10 protein-coding genes are annotated in these 11,917 nt (G+C 65.8%); 5 read left to right on the top strand and 5 right to left on the bottom strand.

Translation table 11 applies throughout. The features are described 5' to 3' along the window. Positions 1-29: 29 nt before the first annotated feature. The gene (locus HV770_RS04130) at positions 30-812 is read right to left on the bottom strand and encodes an L-iditol 2-dehydrogenase (protein ID WP_175158218.1); all 783 of its coding nucleotides are present in this window, start codon (positions 810-812) and stop codon (positions 30-32) included. Between the two features lie 306 nt (positions 813-1,118). Between HV770_RS04130 and HV770_RS04125 the strand changes: the two genes are divergently transcribed. The 4 genes from HV770_RS04125 to HV770_RS04110 all read left to right on the top strand — a co-directional run bounded on the left by HV770_RS04125 (position 1,119) and on the right by HV770_RS04110 (position 4,594). Continuing rightward, positions 1,119-1,598, top strand: a complete 480-nt coding sequence (locus HV770_RS04125; RefSeq protein WP_175158217.1) for a Fur family transcriptional regulator — start codon at positions 1,119-1,121, stop codon at positions 1,596-1,598. Positions 1,599-1,846: 248 nt separating this feature from the next. After that, the gene (locus tag HV770_RS04120; RefSeq protein WP_175158216.1) at positions 1,847-2,839 is read left to right on the top strand and encodes a metal ABC transporter solute-binding protein; all 993 of its coding nucleotides are present in this window, start codon (positions 1,847-1,849) and stop codon (positions 2,837-2,839) included. After that, positions 2,836-3,819 (top strand): ABC transporter ATP-binding protein, encoded by a 984-nt coding sequence (locus HV770_RS04115; RefSeq protein ID WP_175158215.1) that lies wholly within the window; start codon positions 2,836-2,838, stop codon positions 3,817-3,819. Before HV770_RS04120 ends, HV770_RS04115 begins: the two co-directional genes overlap by 4 nt. Then, the gene (locus tag HV770_RS04110) at positions 3,812-4,594 is read left to right on the top strand and encodes a metal ABC transporter permease (protein ID WP_175158214.1); all 783 of its coding nucleotides are present in this window, start codon (positions 3,812-3,814) and stop codon (positions 4,592-4,594) included. The genes HV770_RS04115 and HV770_RS04110 overlap by 8 nt, the downstream gene beginning before the upstream one ends. 99 nt (positions 4,595-4,693) lie before the next feature. On the opposite strand, the gene fghA is transcribed toward HV770_RS04110, so the two are convergent. The 3 genes from fghA to HV770_RS04095 form a co-directional block, all read right to left on the bottom strand. After that, a complete protein-coding gene (fghA, locus tag HV770_RS04105) occupies positions 4,694-5,545 on the bottom strand; it encodes an S-formylglutathione hydrolase (protein ID WP_175158213.1) in 852 nt (283 codons plus the stop codon). A gap of 15 nt (positions 5,546-5,560) precedes the next feature. Further along, the gene (locus tag HV770_RS04100; protein ID WP_175158212.1) at positions 5,561-6,667 is read right to left on the bottom strand and encodes an S-(hydroxymethyl)glutathione dehydrogenase/class III alcohol dehydrogenase; all 1,107 of its coding nucleotides are present in this window, start codon (positions 6,665-6,667) and stop codon (positions 5,561-5,563) included. A 239-nt stretch (positions 6,668-6,906) separates the two neighbouring features. Beyond that, complete coding sequence (locus HV770_RS04095; protein ID WP_175158211.1) at positions 6,907-8,370, bottom strand: xylulokinase; 1,464 nt, start codon at positions 8,368-8,370, stop codon at positions 6,907-6,909. Between the two features lie 458 nt (positions 8,371-8,828). Here HV770_RS04095 and HV770_RS04090 point away from each other — a divergent pair, with 458 nt between their 5' ends. Continuing rightward, a complete protein-coding gene (locus HV770_RS04090) occupies positions 8,829-10,238 on the top strand; it encodes a nucleobase:cation symporter-2 family protein (protein ID WP_175158210.1) in 1,410 nt (469 codons plus the stop codon). A 149-nt stretch (positions 10,239-10,387) separates the two neighbouring features. Here the strand turns inward: HV770_RS04090 and HV770_RS04085 are convergent, their stop codons facing one another. Then, a complete protein-coding gene (locus HV770_RS04085; protein ID WP_175158209.1) occupies positions 10,388-11,917 on the bottom strand; it encodes an efflux transporter outer membrane subunit in 1,530 nt (509 codons plus the stop codon).

Genomic DNA, 11,917 nt, shown 5'->3' with positions numbered 1-11,917 from the left:
TTTGGAGTACCTGCGCCGGGCGCATTCGCCTAACTCATCCAGTTGCCGCCGTCGACGTTCAGGGTTTGCGCGGTGATGTAATCAGCGTCCGCGGAAGCGAGAAATAGCGCGGCGCCGGTGAGATCGTCCGGCACGCCCATGCGGCCGAGCGGCACCGCTTCGCCGACGAGCCGCTTCTTCTCGCCGAGCGGCCGGTTTTCATAGCGGGCGAAGAGCGCGTCGACTTCCTTCCACATCGGCGTATCGACGACGCCCGGCGCGATGCCGTTCACGTTGATCCGGTGCGGCGCGAGGGCGAGCGCCGCGGATTGCGTGTAGCTCAACACCGCCGCCTTGGTCGCGCAGTAGTGCGACACCAGCGCCTCGCCACGCCGCCCCGCTTGCGACGACATGTTGATGATCTTGCCGCCACGGCCCTGCTCGACCATCTGGCGCGCGACGGTTTGCATGAGGAAGAACATGCCCTTCACGTTGACCGCGAAGAGGCGGTCGAACACGTCCCAGGATTCATCGAGGATCGGGCGCATATCGAAGAGCGCCGCGTTGTTGAACAGAATGTCGACCTGGCCGAATCGCGCGAGCGTGCTCGCAAGAATCCGGTCGATGTCGTCGCGGCGGGTGACGTCGGCGCTGACGCTCAGCACGCGCTCGCCGTAGGCGGCGCGCAGCGCGTCGCCGAAACTGCCGGCCGGCTTCACGTCGACCAGCACGCAGCGCGCGCCCTCGTCCAGATAGCGCCGGGCCACCGCTTCTCCGATGCCGCTGGCCGCCCCCGTCAGAATGGCCACCTTGTCTTGCAATCGTGCCGCCACCGCATGTCTCCGGTTCGTTCTGCTTTTTGAGGCGCAGTGAGCGAACGCTCATTGCGCGAACAATTGCTCTGTTAGTGATCGAATGATCGGATACGGACCGGGCCATGTCAAGGCACTCGACCAGATTTCGATGGTGCAGCGCGACAGGAGCCCCGCGCACGGCGCGCCGCCCTCAGCCAGGCAATGGCGGCGAGCGTTGGCCGGCAAATCACATTCCGTGCACGCCACTGACAAAAATTCGAGATACGTTATATCATTTCGACCTTGCTTCATTCGAAGCCTTTGCCGCCAGGGAGGTCTACGCCGATGGCCACGTCGATTGCAGAACACCATGCCGTGCGGCTTGCGCATGCGCAAGCGCACGCCGCGTTGCACGGACTCGCGCTGACGCCGCTGCGGCGTCAGGTGTATGCGGCGATCGTCGCCAGCGAGCGGCCGGTCGGGGCGTACGAACTGCTCGATGCGCTCGCGCCGCAGCGCGGACGGATGCCGCCCACGACCGTGTACCGCGCGCTCGAATTTCTGCTCGCGCACGGCTTCGTCCACCGGATCGAATCGAAGAACGCCTACGTCGCCTGCTGTGAGATCGGCGTGCCGCACCGCAGCCAGTTTTTGATGTGCGACGGCTGCGGCGCGACCGTCGAGATTCCCGGCGACGATCTTGCCGACCAGTTGTCGCATAGCGCGCCGGCGCATGGTTTCGAGGTGCATCGGCAGGTGATCGAGCTGAGCGGCCTGTGTGCCGTGTGCGCCCGCGCCGCGCGGCCTGCCGGGGCTTCGGTATGAGGCTTCCGTACGAGGTGTATGAGGCAGTGGATGACGCCGGACACGAACGCCCACTCAAAACCACGCATCACAGCCGCATGCATGAAGCCGCGATGGCACAGGCGGCGCATCGAACCGCGCAGGACCCGGTGGGCGAACTCGCCCCAGCCGCCAGCCGCCACAACCCATCCCGGCATTTGTGACCCACTCAGATTTGTGACCCACTCAGATTTGTGACCCACTCAACCCTCACGCAGCAGGAAACAACGATGAAAAAAATCGGCTCGATGTTGATCGGGGCGCGCCGTGCGCTGAAACTCTCCAAGTACCTGGCCGCAGGCGCGGCGGCGTTTGCATTCGGCCACGGCGCGATGGCCGCCGACGCGAAAATCCCGGTCGTCGCCGCGGAGAATTTTTATGGCGACGTGGTGCAGCAGTTGGGCGGCGATCGCGTCGCCGTGACAAGCATCCTCAGCAATCCGGACCAGGACCCGCATCTGTTCGAAGCGAGCCCAACGACCGCGCGCGCGTTGCAACATGCGAGCCTTGTGGTCTATAACGGCGCCGACTACGATCCGTGGATGGCGAAACTGCTCGCTGCCTCGCAAGGCGCAAAGCGCACCACGATCGTCGCCGCCGACCTCACCGGCAGGAAGAGCGGCGATAATCCGCACCTCTGGTACGACCCGGCGACCATGCCGAAAGTGGCGCGCGCGGTGAGCGACGCGCTCGTCGCGGCTGACCCGGCGCACAAGTCGGCGTACGATGCGAACCTCGCGAAGTTTCTCGCTTCGCTCAAGCCGATCGACGCCAAGGTCGCCGAACTGCATGGCCGCTATGCGGGCGTGCCGGTCACGGCGACCGAGCCGGTGTTCGGCTATATGTCGGACGCGGTGGGGCTGACGATGCGCAATCAGCGCTTCCAGCTCGCCGTCATGAACGACACCGAAGCCAGCGCGGCCGATATCGCCGCGTTCGAACGCGATCTGCGCGAGAAGCGCGTACGCGTTCTGATCTATAACAGCCAGGCAACCGAGGCCCTGACCCGACGCATGTTGAAGCTCGCGCAGCAATCGCAGGTGCCGACCATGAGCGTCACCGAAACCCTGCCGGCCGGTAAGACCTATCAGACGTGGATGCTCACGCAGCTCGACGCGCTCAGCGCGGCGCTGGCCGCGGGCGGCACGAACGGTGCGAGCGGTGCGAACAATGCGAAAGCGGCAAAATCGGCAAGCTCCGGCGCCACAGGAAAAACTCAATGACCTCGACTGGCCGCAACGCGCCAGCCAGCGCGTCAGGCCGCCCATCGGGCAGCCTGGCGGCAAGCGCGGCCGCAAGCGCCCCCCGCACCACGCCCGTGCTCGAACTCGACCACGTGACCCTCGAACTCGGCGGCCGCACGATCTTGCGCGACACCGGCTTCGTGGTGAACCAGGGCGAATTCATCGGTGTGCTCGGGCCGAACGGCGCGGGCAAAACCACGCTGATGCGCGCCGTGCTCGGCCTCGTGCCCGCGGCGCAAGGCGCGATCCGCGTGCTGGGGCAGCCGGTCGAACGCGGCAATGCGTCGATCGGCTATATGCCGCAGACGCGCAGCGCGCTCGCCGGCCGGCGCGTGCGCGGCCGCGATTTCGTCGCGATGGCCGCCGACGGCCACCGCTGGGGCTTGCCGCATGCGGATGCGAAAACGCGCGCCGACGTCGAGCGCGTGCTCGATCTGGTCGGCGGCCGCACGCTGGCCGAGCGGCCGTTGTCGGAACTGTCGGGCGGCGAGCGTCAGCGGCTGCTGCTCGCGCAATGCCTGCTCGGCAATCCGAAACTGCTGCTGCTCGACGAACCGCTGATCAGCCTCGATCCGCATCATCAAAAGAGCGTGGTCGAACTGGTGCGAAGCGTGCAGCGCGAACTCGGCATCGCCGTGCTATTTTCCGCGCATGAGCTGAATCCGCTGCTGAACTCGCTCGACCGCGTGCTGTATCTCGGCAGCGGCGTGGCGGCGCTCGGCACCGTCGACGAAGTGATCACGCGGCCGGTGCTGTCGCGCCTGTATGGCTCGCCGATCGACGTGATGCGCGTGAATGGACGCATCTTCGTGATGTCGGGCGACGTCGAAGTCGAGAAACACGATCACGAGCACGAACACGACGAGGACGGCGGCCCCGGCCACTCGCACTCGCACGGCCACGCGCACAGCCACGCCCACCAGCACGACTCACGCGACGGACACACGCACGATGTTTGAATACGATTTCATGGTGAACGCATTCGCGGCGTCGGGGATCGTCGCGGTGCTGGCCGGTGTGGTGGGCTATTTTCTGGTGATGCGGGGACAGACCTTCGCCGGCCATGCGCTCTCGCACGTCGGCTTCACCGGCGCGACCGGCGCGGTGCTGATCGGCATCTCGCCGATCTGGGGGATGATCGGCTTCACACTCGCGGCGGGCGTCGGCATGGGCGCGCTCGGCGAGCGGCTTGCCGGACGCGACGTCGCGATCGGCGTGATCCTGTCGCTATCGCTCGGCTTCGGCTTGTTGTTCCTGCACTTCTTCACCGCGTATGCGACGCAGGTCACCGCGCTGCTGTTCGGCAACGTGCTCGGCGTGAACACGTCGACGCTCGCTGTGCTCGCGGCGTTGGGCATCGTCAGCCTGGCGGCGCTCGCGGCGATCATGCGACCGCTGCTGTTCGCGTCGTTGCAGCCGGAACTGGCTGAGGCCAAGGGCGTATCGCTGCGTCTGGTGTCGGTGTTGTTTCTCGCGATCGCCGCGCTGGCCGTGGCTGCGTGCACGCAGATCGTCGGCGTGCTGCTGGTGTTCACGCTGATGGTCGGCCCGGCCGCCGCGGCGCAGAACATGACGACTCGGCTGTCGACCGGGCTCGTGCTGGCCGCCGTATTCGCGCTGCTGCAGGCGTGGCTGGGTCTGACACTGGCGTTCTATACCGATTGGCCGACGAGCTTCTGGATCACCGCGCTGTCGGCGCTGGTGTATGGCGGAAGTTTGTTGAAGCGGCGTTGAGTCAGTGAGCGGCTCATCGGCCGCTTGCGCGCCGCGCCTGGCCGATGGGGACAGCACATCTGCATGCCGCCGCCATCGCCCTCTCGAACTACGACGAGCTCACCCGAGCAACGCCTTGGCGTGATGGGCGAGATGATCCTCGATGAACGTCGAGATGAAGTAATAGCCGTGGTCATAGCCCGCATGACGGCGCAGTGTCAACGGCTGCCCTGCCCTCTGGCAAGCGGCTTCGAACACATCCGGATTCAACTGCCCGGCGAGAAACTGATCCGCGAGACCCTGATCGACCAGAATCCCTTGCGCGAACTTGCGCGATGCGTGCGCCACCAGCTCGCTCGCGTCGTACTGCTTCCACGCTTCGCGGTCTTCGCCCAGATAGCCGCTGAACGCCTTCTCGCCCCACGGGCTGCGCATCGGCGCGGCAATCGGCGCGAACGCCGACACCGACCGATAGATCTGCGGATTGCGCAGCGCCAGCATCAACGCACCGTGACCGCCCATCGAATGCCCGAACACGCCGAGGCGCGCGCCATCCACCGGCAGATTGGCGAGCACCGCGTCGCGCAACTCGTCGCGCACGTACGAGTACATCCGGTAGTGCGTCGCCCACGGCTCCTGCGTCGCGTCGACGTAAAAGCCCGCGCCCACGCCGAAATCCCACGCCGCGCTTTCGCCCGGCGCGCCCGCGCCGCGCGGACTGGTGTCCGGCGAGATCAGCGCGATGCCGTGCTGGGCGGCGAAGCGCTGCGCGCCGGCCTTGATCGGAAACGTTTCTTCCGTGCAGGTCAGACCCGCGAGATAGAACAGCGCGGGCACCTTCGCGTCGGTCTGCAGAGCCTGCGGCGGCAGATAGACCGAGAAGCGCATCGGCAAACCGATGATGTGCGAGTCGTGCCGATAAAAACGCTGCTCGCCCCCATAGCATGCATGCGACGACAATAGTTCAAGCATCGCGACGCTCCTCGTTTAGTACAGCACTACCGAGCGGATCGACTCGCCCTTCTTCATCAGATCGAAGGCCTCGTTGATGCGTTCGAGCGGCAGACGGTGCGTGATGAGGTCGTCGATATTGATCTTGCCTTCCATGTACCAGTCGACGATCTTCGGCACGTCGGTGCGCCCACGCGCGCCGCCGAAGGCTGAGCCCTTCCATTCGCGGCCCGTCACCAGCTGGAACGGACGCGTGCTGATCTCCTCGCCCGCCGCCGCCACGCCGATGATGAACGACTGGCCCCAGCCCTTGTGCGTGCACTCCAGCGCCTGGCGCATCACCTTCGTGTTACCGATGCATTCGAACGAATAGTCCGCGCCGCCGTCGGTGAGCTGCACGATGTGATCGACGACGTTCTCGACTTCGTTCGGGTTGATGAAGTGGGTCATGCCGAACTTCTTCGCCAGCTCGACGCGCCCCGGGTTGATATCGACGCCGATGATCTTGTCCGCGCCGACCATCTTCGCGCCTTGAATCACGTTCAGGCCGATGCCGCCGAGACCGAACACGACGACGTTCGCACCCGCTTCTACCTTCGCCGAATACACCACGGCGCCGACGCCGGTCGTCACGCCGCAGCCGATGTAGCAGATCTTGTCGAACGGCGCGTCCTCACGCACCTTCGCGACCGCGATTTCCGGCACGACGATGTAGTTCGAGAACGTGGACGTGCCCATGTAGTGAAACAGCGGCTTGCCGTCGAGCGAGAAACGCGACGTGGCGTCCGGCATCAAGCCCTTGCCTTGCGTCGAGCGGATCGCCTGACACAGGTTCGTCTTGCGCGAGAGGCAGAACTTGCACTGGCGGCATTCCGGCGTGTACAGCGGAATCACGTGGTCGCCCTTTTTCAGCGTGCCGACGCCCGGACCGGTATCGACGATCACGCCCGCACCTTCGTGGCCGAGAATCGCCGGGAAGATGCCTTCGGGATCGGCACCAGACAGCGTGTAGTAGTCGGTGTGGCAGATGCCCGTCGCCTTCACTTCGATCAGGACTTCACCGGCGCGCGGCCCTTCCAGATCGACTTCCTCGATCGTCAACGGGGCGCCGGCTTTCCATGCGATTGCTGCTTTGGTCTTCATCGTCAATGCTCCTGTGAGTCTGTGAATGCGACGCGCGTCGCGGTTCGTTACGTCGCGGCGCGCGGGTGATCCGCGGATGTTGCGTTGCGCTTGCCACACGTGATGCGTGCGCGACGCCGCTGGCCGGCGCCGACGCGATAGCGGCCGACAGCGCAGGGCGGGATGCAGCTTAGCGCGCGAAAAGCGTAATGGTATTGCAAAGCGCGTCATCGCATTGTCCTGACCGGACATTGCTGCGGCTAGCGCGGCGTCGTGCCGCCGACGCCGAACCATGTCTCGACGCGGCCATACAGATCGAGAAAGCGCGCATAGCGTGCTTCGAGCGCGGCATCGCCTTGCGGCCTCGCGACGCGCGTCGTGCCCGGCGCGAGCGCGGCCAGATCGTCGACGCGCCAATGGCCGCTCGCGAGGCCGCCGAGCATGGCCGCGCCACGCGGCGCGGCATTCGGGCAATCGACCGCATGCAGTTCGACGTTCAACGCGTCGGCGAGCAGCTGGCGCCAACGCGCGTCGACGGAACCGCCGCCGGCGAGCTTCAAGGCCGTCACCGTGGCGCCGCTCGCACGAATTGCGTCGAGCCCTGCGCGCAGCGAGAACGCGACGCCTTCGAACGCGGCTCGCATCATCGCGCCGCGCGTGTGATCGAGCGCGAGACCGAGCCAGCCGCCGCGCGCCTGCGGGTTGAGCCATGGGGTGCGCTCACCTGTGAGGTAAGGCAGGAAGGTCAGGTTGGCGTGGTCGTTGGCAATCCTGCCCGCTTCGTCGCCGAATGCATCACCGAATGCGTCAAGATAAGCATCGGCCCATTCATACGACAGCCATCCCCGCGCCCGCTCCAGTGCGATGCCGACGTTTTGCATCGCCGCCATCCGGTACCAGTGATCGCTCGCCGCCCGATAGCGGTGCAAGCCCTTCACCGCCGCGGGCTTATGCGCAGCGAGCACGACGATCTGTCCGCCGGTGCCGGTGGTGAGCAACGCGTCGCCGTCGTGCGCGAGTCCGCTGCCGAGCGCCGCGCAGGGCGTATCCGCGGCGCCGGTCGCAAGCACGATGCCGGCGCGCAGGCCAAGCGCGTGCGCCGCGCTCTCCGACAGCACGCCCCCCGCCGCATACGACGGCGCCAGCGGTGCGAACCACTCGCGCGGAATCCGCAGGCGTTCGAGCAGGGCCGCGTCCCATACGCCAGCGGGATCGGCGAGCGCGGTCGCGCACGCGTCGGATGGGTCGGTCGCCACCGCGCCGCCGAGTGCGACGCGCAGCCAGTCCTTCGGTTGCAGCGCCCAACGCGTGCGGCGCGCGAGCTCCGGTTCGTGCAGCACGATCCAGCGCAGCAACGGACCGGCCATGCCCGGAGCGACCGGATTCGGCTGCGGCTCGGGCCACGCATCGAGCAGGTCCAGCGCGCGCGTGTCGGGCCAGAGCATCGCGGGGCGCACGGCTTCGCCTGCCCCGTCGATCAGCACGACGCCGTGCATCTGCCCGGAAAAGCCGATCGCCTGCACCTCGTGGCGCAAGCCTTCGGGCAAGCGCGCCATCGCTTCGCAGAGCGCGCGCCACCATGTCTGCACCGGCGTTTCAGCCCAACCCGCGTGCGGTGTGTCGAGCGCATACGCGACGCTCGCCACCGCCTGCTCGCGACCTTGTTCGTCGACGATCGCCGCTTTGAGGGAACCGGTGCCGAGGTCGATGCCGAGAAAACTCATAGGCGATGGGTCGTCAAATGGGTGGGGAGATGGGTACGCATCGGGTGCAGGGAGAAGCGACATCGAGCATGCGCGAAGCGCGCCAACGTTCACGCTGAAACGCGCCCCGATGCGCACACGAGCACTCGCGCCAGAACGCATGCCGACAATCGCCATTCGCGGGTTAACCCCGCCACGCCGCGAGCCGCATGAAAACAGGACTATGCGCCAGATGCGATACACCTCATTGATTCTCACATATATCCCGGCGCGCCGGGCACGCGCGGCGAGCGGCCTCGCAGCGCCGCTGCCAAGGGCTCACCGCCGATCGGCCATGCGCGCACCTTTAATTCAGCTTTCAAACGACGCGCCCGCATATCGTCACCGGGAATGCCGGAATAGGCCCCAGTGGTCTTGTTGCACCTTTTCGTCCCCGATACCTTGGAGCCATCCCAAAACAGATGGTGGAGACAGACGATATGCAACCGAACACGGTTCACCCGTGCGACGAGCGACTGCCCGCAGGCCAGTTGCTCACCCTCGGCATTCAGCACGTTCTGGTGATGTACGCAGGCGCCGTCGCGGTGCCCTTGATCATCGGCGCGGCGCTCAAGCTGCCAAGGGACCAGATTGCCTTCCTCATCAGCGCCGATCTGTTTTCGTGCGGCATCGCCACGCTGATCCAGACGCTCGGGCTGTGGATCTTCGGCATCCGTCTGCCGGTCATCATGGGCTGCACGTTCGCGGCCGTCGGTCCGATGGTCGCGATCGGCACCAACCCGTCGCTCGGCATTCTCGACATCTTCGGCTCGACGATCGCGGCCGGCGTGGTCGGCATCCTGCTCGCGCCCGCGGTCGGCAAGCTGCTGCGCTTTTTCCCGCCGGTGGTAATCGGCGTGGTGATCTCGGTGATCGGCCTGTCGCTGATGGAAGTCGGCATCAACTGGGCAGCCGGGGGCGTGGGCAATCCCGACTACGGCAACCCGGTCTACCTCGGGCTGTCGCTGGTCGTGCTGTTGCTGATCCTGCTGATCAACAAATTCGCGCGCGGCTTCCTCGCGAACATCTCGGTGCTGCTCGGCATCGTCGCGGGCTTCGTGATCGCGCTGGCACTCGGCCGCGTCAACATGGAAGGCGTCACGCTCGCGCCGTGGGTCGGCTTCGTCATGCCGTTCCACTTCGGCCTGCCGCACTTCGATCCACTGTCGATCGCGACGATGGTCACGGTGATGTTCGTCACCTTCATCGAATCGACCGGCATGTTCCTCGCGGTCGGCGACATGGTCGATCGTCCGGTCGATCAGAAGACGCTGGTGCGCGGCCTGCGCGTCGACGGCCTGGGCACGCTGATCGGTGGCATCTTCAACTCGTTTCCGCATACCTCGTTTTCGCAGAACGTCGGGCTGATCGGCGTGACCGGTGTGAAGAGCCGCTTCGTCTGCGCGATGGGCGGCGTGATCCTGGTGCTGCTCGGCCTGTTCCCGAAGATGGCGCAGGTGGTCGCCTCGGTGCCGGCGTTCGTGCTCGGCGGCGCGGGCATCGTGATGTTCGGCATGGTCGCGGCGAACGGCATCAAGGTGCTGTCGAAAGTCGACTTCGTGAAGAACCACCACAACCTGTTCATCGTTGCGGTGAGTATCGGCCTAGGTCTGGTGCCGGTGGTATCGCCGCACTTCTTCGCGAAGCTGCCGCCCGCGCTGTCGCCGCTCTTGCATAGCGGGATTCTGCTGGCGTCGGTGTCGGCGGTGGTGCTGAATCTGATCTTCAACGGCGTGAAGAGCGAGAAGAAGGCGCAGTGCGAGATTCGCCGGGCGGGTCATGACTTCGATGGACGCGGCGGTGCGGAGCCGCATGGCGACGAGATGCTGCGCACGGTGGATTTGCATTGAGCATCGCCGATTGAAACGATGAGGATCGCGGCCGCGAAGGCCGCGGAAACAAAAACGCCACGGCATTGCCGTGGCGTTTTTATTTGAGCCCGCTGCGTAAGACGGCTCCTTGAATCAGAACCCGTCCCACACAAACACTGGCGCGAAACTCAACCCGCGCTCGGTGCCGAAGCCGCCACCGGCGCACTGGCCGCGCCGTAGTCGACCGGCGCGTCCGCCGGACGCGGCTGCTCGCCGGTATGCTCGATCCAGCCGCCGCCGAGCGATTCGTACAACGTCACGAGGTTCTGCAGACGTTGCATGCGCGCCGTGATCAGCGACTGCTGCGAGGAATACAGATCGGTCTGCGCGGTCAGGACCGCCAGATAGCTGTCGACGCCATTCGTATAGCGCAGGTTCGACAGATCCAGCCGGCGTTGTTCGGCAAAGGTATTGCGTTCGAGCGCCTCGATCTGCTGATCGTACGTGCCGCGCGCCGCGAGTGCGTCCGCCACTTCGCGGAAGGCCGTCTGGATCGCCTTTTCATACGTGGCGATCTGGACGTTCTTCTGGATGTTGGCAACGTCGAGGCTCGCCTTGAGTTCGCCACCCTGGAAAATCGGCACCGTGATCGACGGTGCAAAACTCCACGCCGCCGAACCCGGCTTGAACAGACCACCCAGCGTTGGGCTCAGTGTGCCGACGCTGCCGGTCAACGTGACCTGCGGGAAGAATGCCGCACGCGCCGCGCCGATGTTGGCGTTGGCCGCGAGCAGGTTCTCCTCGGCCTCCATGATGTCGGGACGCCGCGTCAGCAGATCGGAAGGCAGGCCCGCCGGAATATCCGTGAGGAGATTCTGGTCGTTCAGTTTGAGCCCCGGCGGCAGATCGGACGGCAACGGCTCGCCCAGCAGCAGCACGAGCGCGTTCTCGGCCTGAGCCCGCAAGCGCGCCTGCGCCTGCAAGTTCGCGTTCGCCGTCTCGACCACCGTCTGCGCCTGACGCAGATCGAGTTCCGAACCCGTGCCGTTGTCGAACTGCAGCTTGGTGATCCGGTACGAATCCTGCGCCGTCTTCAGCGTGTCCTGCGTGACCTTCAGCAGGTCATCCAGTTCGAGCACCGTCAGGTACTGGTTCGCCACCTGCGAGACCAGCGCGATTTCCGCGGCCTTGCGCGCCTGAGCCGTACCCAGGTAGGTCGCCAACGCCTGATCCTTCAGGCTCTGAATGCGCCCGAAGAAGTCGATTTCCCACGACGCGTTCAGACCCACCGAATACGACGAGGAAATCAGCTGGTCGGTGAACGACAGGTCGCGCGGCGTACGCGAACGGGAGCCGGAAGCCGCCGCGTCGAGCGTCGGGAACAGACCCGCGCGCACGATGCGGTACTGCGCCTGCGACGCCTGCATGTTCAGCACCGACACGCGCAGATCGCGGTTGTTCTTCAGCGCGATCTCGATCAACCGCTGCATACGCGGATCGACGAAGAACTCGCGCCAGCCGATGTCGGCGGCAGCCTGGCCGTTGGCGCTGCGCGCGCTGACGGCCCCGGGCTGGGTCGCTCCCGGTTGCGCGTCGTACACGCCGCCGGTCGGGAAGGTTGCCGTCACGGGCGCATCGGGGCGCTGATAATGCGGCGCCATCGTGCAACCCGCAGCGAACAACGCGACCGCCACTGCAATCAGAGAATGTTTTTGCAT

It is taken from the genome of Paraburkholderia fynbosensis (assembly GCF_902859935.1).
In the GTDB taxonomy this organism is placed as follows: Bacteria; Pseudomonadota; Gammaproteobacteria; order Burkholderiales; family Burkholderiaceae; genus Paraburkholderia; species Paraburkholderia fynbosensis.
Note: the sequence above shows the minus strand (reverse complement) of the source record. Positions and strands in the feature narration are given on the sequence as shown.